The sequence below is a fragment of the Streptomyces sp. NPDC043726 genome, assembly GCF_056436565.1.
Window position 1 is genome coordinate 1 of the sequence record NZ_JBWKCI010000025.1, and the last position, 19,741, is coordinate 19,741.

The 19,741-nt window shown below is 66.6% G+C and carries 21 protein-coding genes; 12 read left to right on the top strand and 9 right to left on the bottom strand.

From position 1 onward, the window contains the following. Nucleotides 1-52: 52 nt before the first annotated feature. The 4 genes from AC068Z_RS41170 to AC068Z_RS41185 form a co-directional block, all read right to left on the bottom strand. Nucleotides 53-496 (bottom strand): helix-turn-helix domain-containing protein, encoded by a 444-nt coding sequence (locus AC068Z_RS41170; RefSeq protein ID WP_478568536.1) that lies wholly within the window; start codon nt 494-496, stop codon nt 53-55. 573 nt (nt 497-1,069) lie between these two features. Continuing rightward, nucleotides 1,070-1,927, bottom strand: coding sequence for a hypothetical protein (locus AC068Z_RS41175; protein ID WP_478568539.1), 858 nt, complete (start codon nt 1,925-1,927; stop codon nt 1,070-1,072). A gap of 15 nt (nt 1,928-1,942) precedes the next feature. Further along, nucleotides 1,943-2,605: a P-loop nucleotide/nucleoside kinase family protein gene (locus tag AC068Z_RS41180; protein ID WP_478568542.1), complete on the bottom strand. Its 663-nt coding sequence runs from the start codon at nt 2,603-2,605 to the stop codon at nt 1,943-1,945. Nucleotides 2,606-2,614: 9 nt separating this feature from the next. Next, entirely contained in the window at nt 2,615-3,373 is a 759-nt protein-coding gene (locus AC068Z_RS41185) for a GntR family transcriptional regulator (protein ID WP_478568545.1), read from the bottom strand. Nucleotides 3,374-3,860: 487 nt separating this feature from the next. Here AC068Z_RS41185 and AC068Z_RS41190 point away from each other — a divergent pair, with 487 nt between their 5' ends. The 11 genes from AC068Z_RS41190 (at nt 3,861) to AC068Z_RS41240 (ending at nt 13,772) form a co-directional block, all read left to right on the top strand. Further along, nucleotides 3,861-4,130 carry a DUF6284 family protein gene (locus AC068Z_RS41190; protein ID WP_478568548.1) on the top strand — a complete coding sequence of 90 codons (270 nt, stop codon included), beginning with the start codon at nt 3,861-3,863 and terminating at the stop codon, nt 4,128-4,130. Next, nucleotides 4,127-4,987: a DUF2637 domain-containing protein gene (locus tag AC068Z_RS41195; RefSeq protein WP_478568551.1), complete on the top strand. Its 861-nt coding sequence runs from the start codon at nt 4,127-4,129 to the stop codon at nt 4,985-4,987. The genes AC068Z_RS41190 and AC068Z_RS41195 overlap by 4 nt, the downstream gene beginning before the upstream one ends. A gap of 17 nt (nt 4,988-5,004) precedes the next feature. Continuing rightward, a complete protein-coding gene (locus AC068Z_RS41200) occupies nt 5,005-5,808 on the top strand; it encodes a phosphoadenosine phosphosulfate reductase (protein WP_478568554.1) in 804 nt (267 codons plus the stop codon). Nucleotides 5,809-6,026: 218 nt separating this feature from the next. Further along, nucleotides 6,027-6,344, top strand: a complete 318-nt coding sequence (locus AC068Z_RS41205; protein WP_478568557.1) for a hypothetical protein — start codon at nt 6,027-6,029, stop codon at nt 6,342-6,344. A 58-nt stretch (nt 6,345-6,402) separates the two neighbouring features. Further along, nucleotides 6,403-8,517: an FtsK/SpoIIIE domain-containing protein gene (locus AC068Z_RS41210; RefSeq protein WP_478568560.1), complete on the top strand. Its 2,115-nt coding sequence runs from the start codon at nt 6,403-6,405 to the stop codon at nt 8,515-8,517. A gap of 204 nt (nt 8,518-8,721) precedes the next feature. After that, a complete protein-coding gene (locus AC068Z_RS41215) occupies nt 8,722-9,036 on the top strand; it encodes a hypothetical protein (RefSeq protein WP_478568563.1) in 315 nt (104 codons plus the stop codon). 70 nt (nt 9,037-9,106) lie between these two features. After that, on the top strand, nt 9,107-9,307 hold the full coding sequence (locus tag AC068Z_RS41220) for a hypothetical protein (protein ID WP_478568566.1): 201 nt from the start codon (nt 9,107-9,109) through the stop codon (nt 9,305-9,307). A gap of 154 nt (nt 9,308-9,461) precedes the next feature. Further along, entirely contained in the window at nt 9,462-10,310 is an 849-nt protein-coding gene (locus AC068Z_RS41225; protein WP_478568569.1) for a bifunctional DNA primase/polymerase, read from the top strand. 2 nt (nt 10,311-10,312) lie between these two features. Continuing rightward, the gene (locus AC068Z_RS41230; protein ID WP_478568711.1) at nt 10,313-11,794 is read left to right on the top strand and encodes an ATP-binding protein; all 1,482 of its coding nucleotides are present in this window, start codon (nt 10,313-10,315) and stop codon (nt 11,792-11,794) included. A gap of 422 nt (nt 11,795-12,216) precedes the next feature. Further along, the gene (locus AC068Z_RS41235; protein ID WP_478568572.1) at nt 12,217-12,456 is read left to right on the top strand and encodes a helix-turn-helix transcriptional regulator; all 240 of its coding nucleotides are present in this window, start codon (nt 12,217-12,219) and stop codon (nt 12,454-12,456) included. Nucleotides 12,457-12,533: 77 nt separating this feature from the next. Further along, nucleotides 12,534-13,772 (top strand): tyrosine-type recombinase/integrase, encoded by a 1,239-nt coding sequence (locus AC068Z_RS41240; protein WP_478568575.1) that lies wholly within the window; start codon nt 12,534-12,536, stop codon nt 13,770-13,772. 372 nt (nt 13,773-14,144) lie between these two features. On the opposite strand, the gene AC068Z_RS41245 is transcribed toward AC068Z_RS41240, so the two are convergent. Both AC068Z_RS41245 and glnA read right to left on the bottom strand, forming a co-directional pair. Further along, nucleotides 14,145-15,074, bottom strand: coding sequence for an SRA domain-containing endonuclease (locus tag AC068Z_RS41245; RefSeq protein ID WP_478568578.1), 930 nt, complete (start codon nt 15,072-15,074; stop codon nt 14,145-14,147). Between the two features lie 225 nt (nt 15,075-15,299). Next, nucleotides 15,300-16,709: a type I glutamate--ammonia ligase gene (glnA, locus tag AC068Z_RS41250; protein WP_478568581.1), complete on the bottom strand. Its 1,410-nt coding sequence runs from the start codon at nt 16,707-16,709 to the stop codon at nt 15,300-15,302. Between the two features lie 210 nt (nt 16,710-16,919). Here glnA and AC068Z_RS41255 point away from each other — a divergent pair, with 210 nt between their 5' ends. Then, nucleotides 16,920-17,387: an RDD family protein gene (locus AC068Z_RS41255; protein WP_478568584.1), complete on the top strand. Its 468-nt coding sequence runs from the start codon at nt 16,920-16,922 to the stop codon at nt 17,385-17,387. Nucleotides 17,388-17,466: 79 nt separating this feature from the next. On the opposite strand, the gene AC068Z_RS41260 is transcribed toward AC068Z_RS41255, so the two are convergent. The 3 genes from AC068Z_RS41260 to lipA all read right to left on the bottom strand — a co-directional run bounded on the left by AC068Z_RS41260 (nt 17,467) and on the right by lipA (nt 19,658). After that, nucleotides 17,467-18,168 (bottom strand): DUF4191 domain-containing protein, encoded by a 702-nt coding sequence (locus AC068Z_RS41260; RefSeq protein ID WP_478568587.1) that lies wholly within the window; start codon nt 18,166-18,168, stop codon nt 17,467-17,469. A 47-nt stretch (nt 18,169-18,215) separates the two neighbouring features. Next, on the bottom strand, nt 18,216-18,416 hold the full coding sequence (locus tag AC068Z_RS41265; RefSeq protein WP_478568590.1) for an SCO2195 family GlnR-regulated protein: 201 nt from the start codon (nt 18,414-18,416) through the stop codon (nt 18,216-18,218). A 276-nt stretch (nt 18,417-18,692) separates the two neighbouring features. Beyond that, nucleotides 18,693-19,658, bottom strand: coding sequence for a lipoyl synthase (gene lipA, locus AC068Z_RS41270; RefSeq protein WP_478568593.1), 966 nt, complete (start codon nt 19,656-19,658; stop codon nt 18,693-18,695). Between the last annotated feature and the right edge of the window lie 83 nt (nt 19,659-19,741).

The following is a 19,741-nucleotide window of genomic DNA, read 5'->3' on the forward strand; positions in this document are numbered from 1 at the left end:
ACCGACGAGACCGTCCTCCCGACCGAACTCACCGCATAGCCTCAAACCGAGATCACCGAGTGGCCGTCGATACACCACTCCAGCGGACGTGACCCGCGTCACTCAATGTGCTGCGCCGCAGTTTCCCATTTCGCTTTTCAGTCAGCTTTTCAATCTGCCGAAGGCTGAGCCCATGTCGATCAATGAGGTCCTGAAGAGCCTCCCGCAATTCCACGTGACTTGTGACATTCTCGGGGCGGATTGAGTACATCCTGCGCCCCAGGAAATACTGACGCATCGCCGTGGCCGTTCGCCACTCCGATTCAGCGACGTCGGGATCCGCAGCGCAGCCACTAACGAAAGCATCGAACACCTGTCGACTGGGCAACTCAAACCCTCGCGTTGCCCGCTGTAACGAAGATTTCGAGACGAATGTCAGTGTGGCTAGTTGGCTGAAGCTCAGACCACTCCGCCGCTTCTCCGCCAGCAGCCAGGATTGCAAAGGTCCGTTTGCCATGTGTGGGTCATTGAATCCGTGACGTCGCACCGGCCCCCCTAAGACGTTATTACGACGCGTGTCCGCCTCTTGGGACAACAAGAGCGTGGCAATGAGCCGACTCCCGTGTCCAACGATGCCAAAATTTCGTCCGGGACGGCCGTATATTATCGGCGCCTACTCCTCCGGGGTGTGGAGGTCATTCCCCCAGCTCAGAGGGATGGGGCCGTCGCCAGCGTCCCAAAACTGTCCGAGAGTAGCGCGTTTCACGGGACCGGTTCCGCTCATGGGCCCGGGAAGACCTGGCGCAGGGACCTGGGTTGCCAGCGAGTCGCCCCACGTCGCGGCAGGCACGCGTGCCCAGCTGTGCCAAGACGGCTCTCACGGCCGGCCGGATCTGCACATCCCAGTGCGGCTTGACCGGCGTAAGCCCGCTCTCGCTGTGCGCCGCCTGCACTTGGTTGGCTAGAGGTGCGCCGCGCGCTACTGGGTTGGCGCGTCGATCCCCCGCCAGCAACCATCCGTATATGGGGGCACGGCCGCTTCGTCTCGAAGCAACTTGGGTGAGAGCTCTACGAGCGGCCGAGGTGTCTCTCAGAGCTGAAGGACCACGATCCCCGCGACATTGCCACTGATCTCCGGAGAAATGAACTCTCCTGCCATCGCGTCGCGGACATACGGCGGAACCTCACTTCGCCACCCCTGAAGGAAGTACGGTGAAAGTGCATCGACTTTTTGCCAAGCTGGTCCTGCATAGGCAAAAATCATTGTTCGCATAGCTAGCTGAAATATCCGCAGAGCCACTTTGCGGGCGCCGGAATGCGAGCCAGTAACGAAATCTCGCAGGACTGGACCGATTGGCTTGGAGAGCCAATCTGTGCTGTAGTTTGGGTCAGCGATATCTTCGAGGGGCGACGAAAATTGAAAAGCGTTGACACCTACCGATTCGGGGAGCATCGATAGCTTTTTTGCCCCGAATCCGTCAATGATGGAAACGCCAGCACGTGAGCAGTTTCCGCAGGTGGCGTCATGTGCTTTCGAGCCGCACGTCAAATCCGCTCGATAGGAGAAATCGCCGCAGTACAACACGTATGCGGCGGGTACTTCAAAGTGCGCAGCTGTTTGCATTAGGCGCGCAATCTGATGCCCGCCTCGATAGTTGAAGTCTACATACCATTTTCCTCGCTCACGCTTCAGGCTCTTCGCCTGCACCAACATCCCAAAGCAGTCACCAGATGGATCTATCCACCACCATAGCCAGTCGGCTCCAAGCTCACCCTCCTGGTTCTGTGTGAACTCGATCGGGCGAACATGGGGTGCGGAATGCTGAAACAGGGTGTGAGTCACGGTTCGCTCGTGCCAAAAATCCCCGTTGTTCCACATGAAATTCATGTGATCTTCTGCGGCCTGCCTTCCTCTCGCCAGAGAGGAAAACAATCCAGGATCATTCATTCGGCGTTCCAAGAGTTAAGGGCGCGAGGCTTCGAGGGCTGCGGTCACGGACGCCGGGTCACCGTCGTATAGCAGATGCGGTTCGTCTGCCTGCGGAGGGATGAAGCGGTTGCGGTACCGCTGTAGGTCGCTCTCTGAGAAGTAGATCGAGTTGGGATCATTCGCGTGGAACTCGTTGCGTTTGCTGATCCTCGCCCACAGGTCGTCATGGTTGGCCGCTAGGTAGACGAGTACAGGAGTGGCGCCGGCGTCGGTGGCGATCGCTCGCCACCTCGCTCGGTCCTCCGGGGTCCAAAAGCCGTGATCAACGACGACATCGTGCCCGGCCTTGAGCTGCTCTCGGAGGTCGACTGCCACGTCTTCGAGGACGGGGCGCTCAAGGGTGGGGAAGACTCCCCGGGGGAAGTCCACGCCATAGACGCCGTGCCGGCGGAACATCTCTTCGTCTGGGCACAGTCGTATGAACCCACGGGCGGTGAGGGCCCGGGAAAGAGTCGTCTTGCCGGAGCCGGGGAGCCCGGCCATAAGGACGCAGAACGGCGGGTGTGGGTGCATCGGTCTCGTTATGGTTCGGGAGATGGGGGCCATCTCCGCTTCGGCTGCGGGCGTGATTGTGCCAGCCCTGCGGGCGGTAAGCAGTGCTTCCAGGCGGTCTTCGAGCCCGCTAAGCGGTGTCATCCACGACTGTCACGGGGAGACGTCCGATTCTGTGCGCCATGTCCTGCCGGGGCCCCCTAGGTCCACGCCGTACTCCACGGTGTTGTTCTCGCTGTCCACGAACTTGGCTGTCATCACGACCACCGGGTCCGCAGGCGGGTTGTCAGGGTCCAGCTCCAAAAGTCGTGCGTACTCCGGCGTCAGCAGGCGCGCGGAAGCGGTGTCGATGCGGTGGCTGATCGGGTGGCCGGTCGCCTGGGCAATGAGCTGGAGCGACGTTCCCCCGGTCAGACGCTCGCTTGCTGCTAGCTGCGGGATCAGCTTCCCGTACCGCGCGGGAATCCATGACGTGCTGTGAGCGACGATGCCGTGCCGGTCCCGGTAGACGCGGCTTCGGCGTACCACGTCGGAGCCGGGCTGAATGTCCAGCGCTTGCGCCACTTCATCGGGCGCGGGTACCACGGCCGCCTGGTGCGAGTCGGAGCGCTCGCCTGTCCCCCAGCTAGACCCGGTACGACGTCCCCGGTCTTGCCGTTGTGCCCCGGACGACATGGGAGCCGGCTGGTCCAGCACTTCGGTACCGATGCCGTGGATGCCACGGACAAGCCCCTCATTGCGCAGCTTGCGCAGGGCCTTCTCGGCAGTCGCCGTACTCACCTTCCACTCTTCCGAGAGGTTCTTGATGCTCGGCAAGAGGGTCCCTGGCTGTAGCTGACCAGACGTAATCAGCTCTGTGTAGTGGGCGGCGATCCTCGCGTAGGGCGCCCGATTGTCGGCCTGGCCTGCCATTTCTTCCGCTCCTTGTCGTCACATCCCTGAGGTTCCCTAGCTTACCGCTTGACACCGCAGAGAACCCTAGGGAACCCTATGGATGTGCCCGCCGGTCGGTTCGGCCGAACAGCGGGTGCCGGACCTCAATGCGCCTTGCTTCGGGGCGCATTGAGGTCAAGGGGCCCGGGATAGAGCGGGCCGAGGGCGCCCCCGACCCTGGTCATTCGGGAGGGCTTAGACCGAAAGGTCGCGTCTCCATACGCCTACAACGGGGTCATGCCGCGCTACCTGATACGGGCGCGGCACCCCCGAAGGAGACACGCACGTCGCCCCGGCATTCAGTCGTGAGGGCGCGAGATCGAATCTCGCCCGGGGCACTCCGGCCACGCGTAGTGGCCGTGCCGCGCATCTGGCGCGGCTGTCACTCACAACGGCAAGCGCCCCCGGTGCTGGAACACCGGGGGCGCGGTTCGGGCCGTTCCCTTGCTGAGAGGAACCACGACCCATGAGCCACATCGTCACTGTTCAGGACGCTGTTACCGCGTTCGCCGACTGGCTTGAGCCGACGGATGCGGAGCTGGACGCGATCGAGGGCGAGATGCCCGTGATCCTGGCGGACGTCGACCTGCTCGACGCGCAGATCGCCACCCTCGACCGCACGCCGACCGAGCTGGACGTCCGCCGTATCCGTCGGGCCCGCCGCCGGGCGCTCACCGCCCGCGTGGCGCTGCTCAACCGCACGGCCGGCGCGATGCTTCCCGGTGGTGCGGCATGAACCTGCACCGCAAGGGCCGCGCCGCCCTCGTGCTGGCCTTGGTCGCGGTTGTCGCCATGGCGTTCCGTGTCTCGTGGAACGCGCTGCGGGACATCGCGAACGCGGTTGGCGCGGACGACACCGCCGCCACGCTGTACCCGTTCGTCGTCGACGGCCTGATGGCGCTCGCCCTAGTCGCCACCCTCGTACTGACCGACGACGCCAGGAAGTTCGCCCTGCGGGTGCTGGGCACCTACACCCTCGCCTCGCTGGCCCTGAACTACGTTCACGGCCTGGTGCCCGAACTGCACGACCGTGAGGTCGACTGGGCGCGCCTGGCGGAGTGGGGTCCGGCGAACTGGGCCCTGGTACTGCTCGCCACGTCGCTACCGGTCGGGTCGATCTACTTCGGATCGGACCTGGTCGCCAAGGTCCTGCACCACCGCCCCACCCCGATCCCTACTCCGGACACGAATGCGGAGGAATCTACCGAGACCAAGAGGAATCGGTCTACGGCTGACCTGCCCGAATCGACCCCCGCGCCGATCACGGCGCAGATGGAGCGGGTGCCCGACGTCGTAACCGCCGAATCGGCTGAGGTCGTCTCGATCGAGCGGCGTGCGCTGGCCTCGGAGTCGACCCCGCCGCGCCGGGCAACTGGCCGTGTCCCGGAGTCGGCAAAGTCGACTCGCCCTCGGCGGACCGAGGCCCAGTTGCTCGATGAGGCGCGTGGCGCGACGGCCGATTGGCCGGACGCCAAGGTGACCGCTGAGGGCATCCGCCGTGCGATCCGTACGTCCCCGGCGAACGCGCGGATGCTGCGGGATGCCTTGCTCGCTGAGCGGGCCGGCACGGTCACGGTGGGGGTGGCGCAGTGACCACACCGACTACGGCTGTGGTGAAGTCGTTCAGCTTTGGCGGGGGTGTGCAGTCGATGGCCGCGATGGTTCTCGCGGCCAGGGGTGAGCTGGACTACCGCACGTTCTTGATGGCGAACGTCGGGGATGACTCCGAGCACCCCGGCACCCTGGCCTACCTGCGTCAGTACGCCATCCCCTACGCCCACGCCAACGGCCTTGAGCTGGTCGTGTTGGACAGGGTGATGAAGCGTACGGGTGAGGTCCGCACGCTGTATCAGGACCTGACCCGGGAGGGGTCGCGGTCGCTGAAGATCCCCATTCGGATGTCGAACGGGGCCCCCGGCACCCGCTCGTGCACGGCTCAGTTCAAAATCAAGGTCGTTGGCGACGAACTCAAACGCCGCGGCGCCACCAAGGAGGCGCCTGCCACGGTCGGGATCGGCATCAGCCTCGATGAGATCGGCCGGGCGAACAAGCGGCGCTGCGAGCCGCACGAGGTCATCGAATACCCGCTGCTGGAACGCGGGATCCGCCGCATCGACTGCATGCGGATCATCCGCAGCGCCGGGTTGCCGGTGCCGCCGAAGTCGTCGTGCTGGTTCTGCCCGTTCCACCGGCCGGAGACCTGGCACGACATGCGCCGCAACGAACCCGAGCTGTTCGAGAAGGCGTGCCGGCTCGAAGAACTCCTCAACCGCCGCCGCGACGAACTCGGCAAGGACCACGTGTGGCTGACCCGGTTCAACCGGCCGCTGCGTGCGGCGATCCCGGACGGCGTGGACACGTTGCCGTTCGACGACGTCGACCCCGGCTGTGACTCCGGCTGGTGCATGACCTGACCGGCTACAGGCCGTCAAAGATCCGCGCGAGGGCCGCCCAGAAGCGAAACCAGCGCCGGTGCCGCTTGCTGCAATACCGCCGCCTGCGCCACCAACCCCGCGGCTGCGGCACCGGCACATCACACCACCTGCACGGCCGCGTAGAGGCCGCGGATTCCCCACCCATGCCGCACACCGTAACGACCCATCGCTACCCCGCCTTCTGAAGGGATCACGAGATGGGCAACGCCGACATCCGCCGCCTGGACAAGGAAATCGACAAAACCCGCCGCAAGCTGGATGCCGTTCGCAAGGGCGAGTGGTGGCCGCTGACCAGCCGCGAACGCCTCGACATGAGCCGCGCCCTGGCGGGCGGTGCCTACCGCGTCTCCCGGGGCCGTAGCGCCGGGCGTGCCGAGGACCGGATGGAGTCCATCGGCACCAGCGTCGAGGCCCGCCTCACTGCAGAGCTGACCGCCCTGTACGGCGAGCGCCAGCGCCTGATCACCGAGGGCGCCCGCGCCAAGGCCGCGAAGAAGTCTTCCCGCTGGTTCTGACCAGCCACGCCTTCCTTCAACTCCCGCCCCTGAAGGGGTAGTCAGGAGCACTGCCAGCATGACCGAGAACGTCATTCACCTCCACAAGCCCACCGACGAGAACGCCCCGACCTCGCTCACGGTCGTCCCCGATGCCCCGCCGACGCGGCCCATACCGCTGTGGGTGCGCTCCGGGCGCGCAGTGAAGCGGATCGCCACTCATGAGCGGACCACGACCACGGTCCGCACTATCGCCCGGCACAGTCTCTACACCTGGAACGGGGGCCGGATCGTGGCCCGCCGCACCTGGGACGGCCGCACCGGCGCCCGCTACGAACGCATGCTCCGCGCCGCCGAAGCCGCCGGGAACTTCGAAGTGGCCGAGGAATGGGAGGACCGCCTTCAGCGCTTCCGCGAGGCACGCCACCGCCGCCGCATGGACCTGCTGCACTCACCCGTCGAGGCCGCGAAGGGCATCGGGGTCGGCGTGGGTGTCGGGGTCGGCGCGCTGGTCGCCCTCGGGATCGTGATGGCCATCAACAACAAGGACGCCACCGACGTCATCACCCCACTCGCGGCCACGATCGACTTCATCGCCGCGCTGATCCGGATCGTGCAGATCGTCTGGGGTCCCGCGCTCACCATCGGCCCGTTCCTCGCCCTGCTCGCGCTGTGGTCGGTCGGCCGGAAACAACAGGCCGCACCCCAGTGGGCGCTCCCCGCGAACGTACGGTCGGGCGAGGGTGAGCCGATCACCCCGTCGATCGTGGTGAAGGCCCTGCGCGATCTGGGCATCGCTCCGCTCAAGGCAGCCATCAAGGAGATGGGTGACGCCGGAGCGTCCATGCTCGGGCCGATCACCATCGCCGGATGCGGTGTGGAAGTCGACGTCACCCTGCCGTCGGGTGTGGCGACGGATGAGGTGCAGAAGCGGCGCAGGAAGCTCGCGGAGAACCTGACCCGGCATGAGCACGAGGTGTTCATCACGATCCCGCAGGCGGCCCGCACGGTGCGGCTGTGGATCGCCGACTCGGGGGCGCTGGATGAGCCGATCGGTCCGTCCCCGCTGGTCACCGACGAGACCATGGCGGCCGACTACAAGAAGGGCAAGGCGCCGTGGGGGCAGGACCTGCGCGGCGACGCCGCCACGCTCAGCCTGTATCAGCGGCACCTGCTGGTCACTGGCCTGTCCAATCAGGGCAAGACCGCCGCACTGCGCGCGCTCGCCCTGTGGCTGGCCCTGGACAGGTCAGTGCAGTTCTGGATCGCTGACCTCAAGGGCATCGGTGACTGGGCGATGTTCGAGGGCATCGCGCAGGTGCTGATCGAAGGTCCCTCCGACGATCACGTCATCCAGGCGACCGAGATGGTCGAGGACGCGGTAGCGGAGATGAACCGGCGGATCGAGGAGCGCCGCCGCGATCCAAGCATCGTGTTCGAGCCGCTGATCGTGGTGGTGGACGAGGCGCAGTTGGCGTTCATGTGCCCGGTCGTCGGCGACGACAAGCGCCCGTATGGCGGCTCCAAGGCCACGTCCCGGTACTTCATGGCCGTCCGCAAGGTGCACAACCAGGGCCGTGCGGTCGACGTGCTGATGTGGCAGGGCACGCAGGATCCCACCGACCAGAACCTTCCCAAACTGGTCCGCGAGGGCGCGCACACGCGTGCGTCCCTGGTGCTGGGCACGGAATCGCAGGCCCGCATGGCACTCGGGGATAAGGCCGTCGACGGTGGGGCTGCCCCGCACCTGCTGCGCCAGGGGTTGGACAAGGGCACCCTCGTGGTCGCGTCCGACGGCATCACGATCCCCGCCGGCCAGGCGTCCATCACGGTGCGGACGCACTTCATCGACGACGAGCCGGCCGTCGAGATCGCCGACCGTGCCAAGGCTCTGCGCGACGGCGTGACGACGCTGCGGGTGATCGAGCGGGGCGAGAAGCGCGATGCGCTCGCCGACATCGCCGCCGCCATCGGCGAGGCCTCGCGACTGCCCACGACCGACGTCCTCAAGCGGCTCGCGATGCTCGACACGGACGCCTACGGCGACTGGACCAACGGCGACCTCAAGCGCGTGCTGGAGGCCGAGGGCGAGGAGCCGAAGAAGTCCCACGGCCGCATGGTCGTCCACCGCGATCACGTCCTGCGCGCCCTCGCCAACCGCGACTCCGACGGTTCCGCTTCCACCTCCCAGTAGCGGGGAGGCAGACCCGTCCGCGCCGGGGAGGCGGGGAGAACTCCCCAACCGCCTCCCCAACCCGCCTCCCCCGCGTTGATCAGCGAAAACAGCGTTTCGGGGAGGCGGGGAGGCGCGCAGGTCAGCACCCCCGTAACCCCCTCCACACGCCCCCGGCAAGGGGGTGTCCCTGCCTCCCCGAGTCAGCACCGGAAGGGATTCCGCATGCACTCCCAGACGCCCGGCAACCCGCCGGGAATCCTCGCCCCGCACATCCCCGCCGACGCCTACCGCCGCGCCGAAGACACCGGCGCCCCGGTCGTGATCGTCGTCCACACAATCGCCCCGAGCGGCGTGCCGTGGCGCCGCGTCGTAATCGCGCTCGGTGCCGCTGGCGCCGCCGCCATGGGCGGCTGGGGACTGGTCGTCGCGCTCTGCGCACTGCTCGACGCCACCGCCCATGCCATCACGGTCATCGCCACCGCCGGACCCATCGGCATCGGCGGCATCACCCTCCGACTCGCCCGTCCCAAGCACTGACACAGGAGGCCAGCCACTCATGATCCGGCTCCGGCTCACTATCCTGGGCTGTCCCCGCCCGGCGCTCGGCTTGACCGACACGCCCCATCCCGACTGCCCCGACTGCAACGGGGTGGGCAGCATCGAGTCCTTCTACGGCGACGACACCGGCGAGTACGCCGGTAGCGACTTCGACTTTTGCCCGTGCTGGACGGGGTGGGCAATGCCCCTGCTGCCCCTGCCCCGGTGGTTGAGGCGCCAGCGCTCCTACAGCGCCGAACCGCCCTTCTAGCTACGCCAAGGGCGGCCCCCTCGTCTCGCCAAAGATTCGGGGCCGCCCTTGCTCGCCAGCATCCGACCAGGGAACTGGAGACCTTCAGCATGACGCAACCCACCGACATCCGGCGAGTGCTCGCTTATGTCGCCCCGGCTCGGGGGGTGGCCGGATGACCGCGCTTCCCGAGACCCTGCGCATCGCCCTCGACCTCGCGGAAATGGGTATCCCGCCGCTACCCCTGCGGCACGGCAAGGTCCCCTTCGGCAACTGCCGCGCCTGCGCTCAAAACGCCTGCGGCGGGCGGCCGAACATGAAACAGGCTGGACCCTGCTACTGCCTCGCCCCTTGCCACGCATGGGCCGCCGCCACGACCGACCCCGAGGTCCTCACCTCGCGCCCGTGGTTGCGCGCCTGGCGCCGCGCCGAGGCTGTCGCCTACCACCCCGGCGGCGCCGGATGGACCGTCGTAGACCTCGACAACGATGCGGCCGTCGAATGGGCCCGCAACGCCTTGCCCGCTACCCGCACCGTGCGCACCACCAGGGGCGAACACTGGATCTACCAGGGCACCATGCGGTCCGCGAACGCCGTTCGAGAGGGCATCGATATCAAGTCCTCAATGCAGTACGCCCGGTGGCTCGGCATAGGGACTGGCACCATCACGGCGCTACCGGCCATCGTCCGCGAGCTGGCCGTGAAGACCCCCTCCATTGTCCGTCCGGAGGCACAGGCTCTCACCGCGCCCGCACTGTCCGGTGGCGGGGAGTGCCCGCACCGCACACCCGCTTACCTGGAACGTGGCATCGCCATGGCGGAGCAGCGCATCACCGAGGCCCGCAATGCGATCCACACGACCGTGTACCGGACCTTCCTCGCGGTGCTGTCGACGCACGGCCGGTGCGGCTGCCTCACCGAGGCGCACATCGCACGGCTGTTCACCGCCGCGCAGGCTAAGGGTGAGTCACCCCGGCACTGCACCGACGCGTGGACCAACGCCCTGACCACGTTGGGACTGTGACCATGGCCGACGACGAGAAGGACCCGGCCCGCAAGGTCATCACCGACTACGCGCAAGCCCACTTCCGGTACTTCCGCACCGTGGACGGGACCGTGTACGCGCAGCGCACCGGCCACCCCGTGGCCCGCCCCATCCGCTCCCAGGGCACGACCGGGAGCCACAGGCAGGAACTCATGGTCGGCCTGTTCAGGGACGGACTGGGTGTCTTCAACGGGACGGCTCTGAAGGAGGCGTTGGACCTGATCGAAGCACTCGCACTCACCGAGGACGTACAGCCCACCTACATCCGCGTGGCGCCCGGCTTCGACGGCGCGACCTGGCTCGACCTGGGCCGGGACGACGGCACGTCCGTCCGGATCCATCCGGGCCGCTGGGACATTGCAGTCCCCGATCCGCAGGAAGTGTGCTGGCGGCGCACCCAGCTCACCGGCGAACTGCCCCTGCCCGCCAAGGACACCAACGGCAAGGGCATTGATCTCCTGCTGCGGCTGTGCAACTTCGCCAGCGCCGAGACGGAGTGCCTGGCTATCGCGTGGCTGATCGGCTGCCTGGAGCCGTCCGTGCCCGTCCCCGCCCCGTTCCTCACCGGCCCCCAAGGAGCCGGCAAGTCCACCGGCGGCCGGATGCTGGTGCGGATCATCGAGGGGATGAGCGGCGATCTGCGGCGGGCGCCGAAGGACGAAGAGAACATGATCACGGCCGTCGCTGCCGGCTGGGTGACCGCCCTGGACAACCTCTCCCACCTGTCCCCGGACCTGTCCGACCTCATGTGCTGCATCGTCACCGGAGCCGAGAGCATCAAGCGCGCGCTGTTCACCGACGGAGATGTCGTCCGGTCCCGCTACCGGCGCCCCATGCTGCTGACCGGTATCGACGTCGGCGTCATCCGCCCCGACCTCGCCGAACGCCTCCTCCCACTCCGACTCGTCAGGCCCCAGGTGCGGCGCACCGAGGCGGAACTATGGACGGAGTACGCGGAGATCCTTCCGGTCGTTCTCGGCTCCCTGCTGGACCTGACCGTGAAGGTGCGCGCCGCGCAGGCGGAGACACCGACCGACCTGCGCATGGCGGACTTCGCCCACCTGTGCGCGCAGCTCGACGCGGCTACCGGCCTCGGGGCCCTGTCCGCCTACCGGGCCAGCCTGGACGACCTCAACGACGACGTCATTGAGGGCGACCTTCTGGCGCAGACCGTGTTGCAGCATGCAGCCGGCCTGAAGGTGGGAGCCGAGCAGCAGATGACGTCCACGCAGTGGCTGCACTGCCTCAGCGGCGTCTACAGCGGGGACGACTTGCGCCCCCTGCCCAAAGGCTGGCCGACCACCGGCAAAGTGCTCTCTGACCGCCTCAAGCGGCTTCAGCCGACACTCGCGGCCCGTGGCGTCCTCATCGACTTCGGACGCACCCGAGAGGGCCGCTACACCGTCATGACCCGCCAAGCAGCCCCACCTGCGCACGAACAGCAGCGCTTTTCTGGCTCCTGACCCGCACAAGCAAGAGGAGCACGCCGGGGCAGGGGTGCTCCTCTTGGTGTTCGGCGGGGCGCCGCCCTGCGTTGGACGTGCCGCGCAGCGGCTCCTTCTTCACGCCTTGAGCCGCACCTGAAACCACCACCAGAACCCCTCCCTTTTCCTAAGTAGGGAAGCGCTGCGTCACAGCGTCACACGATCATGGAAACCGCACCGTGACCTGCACAGACGGGCGTGACGCAGACGGCGATTTCTGCGTCACACCTGCGTCACCGCGTCACGCGGGACGGACAGCCTGCGTCACCCGTGACGCACCCCCAGCGCCCTGCGTCACGCAAAACCGCAGGTCAGGCGGCTGAATGACGCAGGTGACGCTGTGACGCAGAAATCCGAACCTCGGACACACGCGGCCACGCCCGCCCCCGTTTGGAGTCCCTATGGCACAGCGAACAGACCCCGACCCTCGAGCCATCCTCCGGCGCGGCCTCCCCGACCGGTACCTCACCCCCGATGACATCGCCGCGATGTTCGAGGTTCCCCGCGAAACCGTCTACCAGTGGCGCAAGAAGCGGACCGGCCCACCCGGCTTCCGGATAGGCAAACACCTCCGCTACGACCCCGCCGACGTACGCGCATACGTCACCCAACGAAAGAACCTCGACCGCAACGCCGCCTAACCCCACATCGGCCAGACGCAGCAGGGAGAGCCGCTACCAGCGGCTCTCCCTGCTGCATAAGAAAGGACCTCTGCCTCATGGCAGGCCACATCCAAGACCGCTGGTACAAGACCGAGACATCCAACGGCAAGCTAACCAAGGCAAAGACAGATCGGTACGGGACGGGCTTGCGCTACCGGGCCCGCTACGTCGCGCCGGACGGGACCGAACGCAGCAAGTCTTTCCCGGACAGGCAGAAGCGACTTGCGGAAGCTTGGCTGACTCAGATCGCGGCTGACATGACCCGTGGTCAGTACGTCGACCCATCGTCCGGCAAGGTCACGTTCAAGGAGTTCGCCACTCAGTGGCTGGCGTCTCAGACCACGGACCCTTCCACCATCGTGAACATGGAGCTGAGGTTCCGGCTGCACGCCTTCCCCTACATCGGCGCTCGCTCGCTGAGCGCGTTCCAACCCGCACACGTCCGTGCTTGGGCACGGGCCCTCGCAGACTCCGGGATGGCAGCTTCGTATCAGCGGACGGTCTTCGCGAACGTCTCTGCCGTGTTCGGCGCCGCCGTTGATGACGGCATTCTGGCCCGGAACCCCTGCCGAGCGGGTTCTGTGCGGGTACCGAAGCTGGATCCGCGGAAGATCAAGCCGTGGACGCGTGACCGGGTGATGGCAGTCCGGGACGGACTTCCGAGCCAGTACGCGCCGACGGTCGACGTCGGTGCCGGGTGCGGTTTGCGACAAGGCGAGATTTTCGGGCTCGCTGTCGACGAAGTCGACTTCGCCGGGGGAGCGGTACACGTCGTGCGGCAGGTCAAGATGGTTGGCCCGCAGATGGTGTTTGCCCCGCCCAAGGGCGGCAAACTGCGCGACGTACCGCTGCCCGACGTGGTTTCAGATGCGCTCGCCACGCACATCACCCGTCAACCCCCCATCGATGTCACCTTGCCGTGGAGGACCCCGGATGGCCCGCCGTTCACGGCCAAATTGCTGTTCTACTCGCGGGAACGAAAGGCGCTCAACAGGAACTACTTCAACATGTACTTGTGGAAACCGGCACTGGTCACCGCTGGCGTTATCCCGAAGCGGCCGCCTGGAGAGAAGTTTCGTCCGTCGCGCGAGCACGGCATGCATGCCCTGCGGCACTACTACGCGTCTGTACTGCTGGATGCTGGAGAGAACGTCAAAGCGTTAGCCGAGTACCTGGGGCACTCTGACCCCGGCTTCACTCTGCGTACGTACACGCACATGATGCCAAACAGTCGGGATCGGGCCCGTAAGGCCATCGACCAGATGTTTCAGGGTGCCGATCACGATAAGGGGTGAGGGTGCGTCCGGTGTGGCCAGACGCACCCTCACAGGGTCACGCGTGCTACTTCCGGGCTGTCTGCCTACGACTGACAGCCCGGGAGACCGGCGCTGGGACCACCTTCTGGAGGTACATCAAAAATGGCGATGTAAACGCCGAAGCCTCCAAGGGTGTCGTTTTGCCGGACAGAACGAGCGCTACACCGGCTGCGAGTGCACCTGCGTACATCAGGGCTCGCATGAGTGGGGCTTCGCGCCCCTCCGGTTCATCGGACATACTTGACCTGCTTCTGTCTCTTTCAGTGGGACTGTGAGCAGGGGCCACCCGCATCGTTACCAGGCGCCGCGGGTGGCCTGCTCCCTCTCGGACACCACTCCTGTGGTGTGCGGTCAAGCCGGCTCGGGGTGGCGACAGTACCCGTCTCCTTCCTGCCAGACGACGACGATCTGTAGCTGAGCGCACAGATCGAGCAGGTCGGGTTCGGGGCGCGACGGCACAAGAACGGCTAGCTCCGGCTGAGGCAGAAAGCGCGCGTAGTCGAGGAGCTGGCCGATCGCCATGCGAATCGCCTCGCGAGAGACCGAACCCTTGGCTTCGTACAAGCGGTTGGCCGTGACGTCGTACAGGTCTGTCAGTAGTTGTTTCGCGACGCCGGCTGGGGCGATCCGGTGCCGATTGACGATGTGCCTCTGTAGCCGCAGGTGATTTGCGTATGCCCGAACCAGCTTCGCCTCCGTGCGCTCAGCTTCGTATGGCTTGCGCGACGGGTCTACCAGCATCCGCTCAGTGTGTTGAGCCTCGACGTCTATCGACTCAACCACAAGCTCATCAGTCGGCGTGTGGGGGAGCTGCGTTCCGGCCGGTGCCTCCGCTGAGACGGGCTGCAGTCGGAACATGATTACGCTGCGGATCGGCCCGCCGTTCGTCTCTGGCGCGTCGGTGCGGTACCAAGGACGCTCGTCGGGAAGCGTGAACTCGCCGAGGTACTCGCACATGCCGGAGGAGACGCCTCGGAAGAGACGCAGGGCGCGCCCTTCCCACTTGTGGTTCAGGATGGCCAGGTTTCCCTGGGTCATCTTCTGGTCGCCGATCTGGCCCTCGCCGGCGTAGTGATAGCAGTCGTCCTCGCCCCAGCCATCGAAGTAGCCGTGCCTGTGGCCCTTGACCGGGTCCGTGAAGAGGAGAACGTTGCGCGAAACGCGGGAAGGGCCGATGCCGCCTTGGCGGCGCCCCCCGTAGCGCTCGTGCACATCGACACGCTTCACGATGTCGCCGACAGCGATGTCCCACACCGTCGGATCTGCTGCGCTGGCTTCCATCCCCACCCTGCTTTAGGTCCACTTCGCTACCTAAAACTCTACCCTATGAGATGGGTGCACTGCCAACCTTGAAGCTCCCCGCAACATTTGGCGGCGGCGTATTGCAGCACCCAAAAGTGCCCCGAAATTGGTAAAGCCGTCGGCCGGCTCTCCTGAAGCGGAGAGCCGGCCGACGGCCCAGAGACGGCCCAGGGGAGCGGTTACCCGCTCTGACCTGGGGCAATATCACACGTCGAAGTACAGCTCGAACTCGTGCGGGTGCGGACGCAGCTGCAGCGGGGCGATCTCGTTCGCGCGCTTGAAGTCGATCCACGTCTCGATCAGGTCCGACGTGAAGACGTCGCCCTGGAGGAGGAACTCGTGGTCGCGCTCCAGCGAGTCGAGGACGGCCGGGAGGGAGGTCGGGACCTGGGCCACGTTGGCGTGCTCCTCGGGAGCCAGCTCGTAGAGGTCCTTGTCGATCGGCTCGGCCGGCTCGATCTTGTTCTTGATGCCGTCCAGGCCCGCGAGCAGCAGGGCCGAGAAGGCCAGGTACGGGTTGCCGGAGGAGTCGGGCGCGCGGAACTCGACGCGCTTGGCCTTCGGGTTCGAACCCGTGATCGGGATACGCATCGCGGCGGAGCGGTTGCGCTGCGAGTACACCAGGTTGATCGGCGCCTCGAAGCCCGGCACCAGGCGGTGGTAGGAGTTCACCGTCGGGTTGGTGAAGGCCAGCAGCGACGGGGCGTGCTTGAGGATGCCGCCGATGTAGTAGCGGGCCATGTCCGACAGGCCCGCGTAGCCGGCCTCGTCGTAGAACAGCGGGTCGCCGTTGCTCCACAGCGACTGGTGGACGTGCATGCCCGAGCCGTTGTCACCGAAGATCGGCTTCGGCATGAAGGTCGCGGTCTTGCCGTTGCGCCAGGCCACGTTCTTCACGATGTACTTGAAGAGCTGGAGGTCGTCGGCGGCGGCGAGCAGCGTGTTGAACTTGTAGTTGATCTCCGCCTGGCCCGCGGTGCCCACCTCGTGGTGCTGGCGCTCGACCTTCAGGCCCTGCTTGTCCAGCTCCAGGGAGATCTCGGCGCGCAGGTCGGCGAAGTGGTCGACCGGCGGGACCGGGAAGTAACCGCCCTTGTAGCGGACCTTGTAACCGCGGTTGTCCTCCAGCGCACCGGTGTTCCAGGCGCCCGCCTCGGAGTCGATGTGGTAGAAGGACTCGTTCGCCGAGGTGGCGAAACGCACACTGTCGAAGACGTAGAACTCGGCCTCGGGACCGAAGTACGCGGTGTCCGCGATACCGGTCGAGGCGAGGTAGGCCTCCGCCTTCTTCGCCACGTTGCGCGGGTCACGGGAGTACTGCTCGCCCGTGATCGGGTCGTGGATGAAGAAGTTGATGTTCAGCGTCTTGTCCCGGCGGAACGGGTCGACCCGGGCGGTCGACAGGTCCGCGCGCAGCGCCATGTCGGACTCGTGGATGGCCTGGAAACCGCGGATCGACGAACCGTCGAACGCGAGCTCCTCATCCGGGTCGAACGCCTCGACGGGCACAGTGAAGTGCTGCATGACGCCCGGCAGGTCGCAGAAGCGGACGTCGACGAACTTGACGTCCTTGTCCGCGATGAACTTCTTGGCCTCGTCGGCGTTCTGGAACATCCAGCTCCTCCTACTCCCGACCGTCCGTGCCGGGGTGGTAGTTCGTTCGTGCGGCCAGTGCGGTGGCACACGCTGACCTCGACCCTAGGGACGCGTGATTTCTCGGGCGTGACCCATTTGTTTCGCACAAGTTAACCGGCCCGGCTTCCACCGTAGCCCCGACGCACCCCGCCTGTCCTGGGTCATATGCGGGCGCAGTACCTTGGACGGGTGGACAACAGGCAAGCAATCGGATCGTGGCTGTCCGGGCCCCGCGCGGCCATGGAAGACGCCGGTGTCGACTTCGGATACCGGGGCGAGCAGCTGGGTCTGCCCGAGCACGGGCCGGGCTCGATCGCCCGCCCCGGCCGGCGGCTCGGCGCCCTGGCCGTGGACTGGGGCCTGTGCCTCTTGATCGCATACGGCCTGATCACCCAGGGCTACGACGCGGCGACCGGGAACTGGGCGCTGCTCATCCTGTTCCTGATGAACGCCCTGACCGTCGGCAGCGTCGGCTTCACCCCGGGCAAGCGGCTGTTCGGCATGCGGGTGGTGGCCCTGGAGACGGGTCGCGTCAATCCGCTGCGCGCCCTGCTCCGCTCGGTCCTGCTCTGCCTCGCCGTACCGGCCCTGATCTGGGACCGCGACGGCCGGGGCCTGCACGACCGGCTGGCCCGCACGGTGGAAGTGCGCATCTAGTCCGGCCGTAAGGCGATCGGCGTACGACGAAGGGGGCGCCCGGAGTGATCCGGGCGCCCCCTTCGTCGTACAGCGGGAGTCAGCGGGCCTTCGGGCCGCCCTTCGGCAGCTTCATGCCCTTCGGCATCGGGCCCTTCGGCAGCGGCATGTTGCTCATCAGGTCGCCCATGGCGCGCAGCCGGTCGTTGGTGGCGGTCACCTGGGGGCCGGAGAGCACGCGGGGCAGCTTCAGCATGGTCGTGCGCAGCTTCTTCAGCTCGACCTGGCCCTCGCCGACGCCGACGATCAGATCGTGCACCGGCACGTCCGCGACCACGCGGTTCATCTTCCGCTTCTCGGCGGCCAGCAGGGCCTTCACCCGGTTCGGGTTGCCCTCGGCGACCAGGACGATGCCGGCCTTGCCGACGGCCCGGTGCACCACGTCCTGGCTGCGGTTCATCGCCACCGCGGGGGTGGTCGTCCAGCCCCGGCCGATGTTGTCCAGTACGGCCGCCGCGGCGCCCGGCTGTCCCTCCATCTGCCCGAAGGCCGCCCGCTCGGCCCGGCGCCCGAACACGATCGCCGTCGCGAGGAAGGCGAGCACGAGGCCCAGGATGCCGAGATAGATGGGGTGACCGATCAAGAAACCGATCGCGAGGAAGACACCGAGGGTGACGATTCCGACAGCCGCGAGTACAAGACCGATCTTCTTGTCGGCCCTGCGGGTCATCTTGTAGGTCAGAGCGATCTGCTTGAGTCGCCCGGGGTTCGCAGCGTCCGCTGCCGTGTCCTTCCTCGCCATGGCACGAAGTCTACGTGTCCCCCCGGAGTGCCGACGACGGCAGTGCCTCAGGAACGAGGAATGAGCGTCTGCTCCAGGACGCGCTGGGCCTCGACCCGGTCCTTGGCCCGGCGGCGGTCCTCCAGGACGGAGGTCCAGGCGTTGCGGCGGGCGGTGCGCTGGCCGCCGCTCATGAGCAGCGATTCGACGGCACGGAGTGCAGTGGTGAACGACGGAATGGCATTGGCGCGAACCGGCGCGGCCTGCATGGTGGAGGTTCCCCCCTCGGGAATGGCGGCTTGGGTGAACGGTGTACGGGGTGTACAACCAGGGTCACTGATTGGTGTTACCAGGGCGTGACCGACCGGTCAAACACCAATGAAGCCTTGATGCGCGCCCCGAAAACGTTGACGCGGCCCTGACGGCGCCCCCATCTGCGGGGACGCCCAGGACCGCGTCAATCGGCCGCTACCGAGCGGTAGTTGCTTGTGCTCGGATTCACACGCGCCGGATGGCACTGCGTGCCAGGCAAGCTCAGAGGAACCTCAGACGGCCTGCGAGGCGACGTACGCGCCGCGCTTCTCGACGGCCATCTGGTAGAGCCGGCCGGCGCGGTAGGAGGAGCGCACCAGCGGGCCGGACATCACGCCGGAGAAGCCGATCTGCTCGGCCTCTTCCTTGAGCTCGACGAACTCCTGCGGCTTGACCCAGCGCTCGACGGGGTGGTGGCGCACGGAGGGGCGCAGGTACTGGGTGATGGTGATCAGCTCGCAGCCCGCCTCGTGCAGCTGCTGGAGGGCCTCGCTGATCTCCTCGCGGGTCTCGCCCATGCCGAGGATCAGGTTGGACTTCGTGACCAGACCGTAGTCCCGGGCCTCGGTGATGACCTTCAGGGAGCGCTCGTAGCGGAAGCCGGGGCGGATCCGCTTGAAGATCCGCGGGACGGTCTCGACGTTGTGCGCGAAGACCTCGGGCCGGGAGGCGAAGACCTGCTGGAGCAGTTCGGGGACGGCGTTGAAGTCGGGGGCGAGGAGTTCGACCTTGGTGCGGCCGGCCTCGCGGCCGGCGGTCTGCTGGTGGATCTGGCGGACGGTCTCGGCGTAGAGCCAGGCGCCGCCGTCCTCCAGGTCGTCGCGGGCGACGCCGGTGATGGTGGCGTAGTTGAGGTCCATGGTGACCACGGACTCGCCGACGCGGCGGGGCTCGTCGCGGTCGAGGGCCTCGGGCTTGCCGGTGTCGATCTGGCAGAAGTCGCAGCGCCGGGTGCACTGGTCGCCGCCGATGAGGAAGGTGGCCTCGCGGTCCTCCCAGCATTCGTAGATGTTGGGACAGCCGGCCTCCTGGCAGACCGTGTGCAGTCCCTCGCTCTTCACGAGCTTTTGCATCGCGGTGTACTCGGGACCCATTTTCGCCCGGGTCTTGATCCACTCGGGCTTGCGCTCGATGGGGGTCTGGGCGTTCCGGACCTCAAGGCGCAGCATCTTGCGTCCGTCGGGGGTGACTGCGGACACATCGGCTCCCTGCTGATTGACTGACGTAGTCTTCGATTCTTCGGCATACACCAGCGTACGCCCGTGTTTACTCAGCCCTGCTG